Source organism: Massilia sp. CT11-108 (genome assembly GCF_047302915.1).
GTDB lineage: Bacteria > Pseudomonadota > Gammaproteobacteria > Burkholderiales > Burkholderiaceae_D > Telluria > Telluria orientalis.
This window is the reverse complement of the sequence record NZ_JBKYMO010001379.1, coordinates 1-330: the sequence shown is the minus strand read 5'-3', so window position 1 is coordinate 330 and position 330 is coordinate 1. Positions and strand designations below refer to the sequence as shown.

Sequence of the window (330 nt, the reverse complement as noted above, 5' to 3'; positions counted from 1 at the left end):
GCCCAGGCCAGCGCGGCCGACCTGGCGTCCGCACGCCTGTCCGCGCAGGGCGAACTGGCGGCCGACTATTTTTCGCTGCGCTCCGTCGACGCCCAGCGCGCGCTGCTGGCCACCACCATCGAAGGCTACCAGCGCGTGCTGAAGATCACGCAGAACCGCTTCGACGTGGGCATCGTGCCGCACTCGGACGTCTACCAGGCCCGGACCCAGCTCGCCAGCGCGCAGAGCGACGACCTCACGCTGGCCCGCCAGCGCGCGCAGCTGGAGCACGCGATCGCGGTCCTCGTCGGCAAGGCGCCGGCCGATTTCGCGCTGGCGCCGGCGCCGTGG

The 330-nt window shown here is 73.0% G+C and carries 1 protein-coding gene; it reads left to right on the top strand.

Annotation, left to right across the window (positions count from 1 at the left end; genetic code table 11):
- Window positions 1-330: TolC family protein (locus ACEN88_RS34890; protein ID WP_413347002.1), on the top strand; the 330-nt coding region annotated here is incomplete at both ends.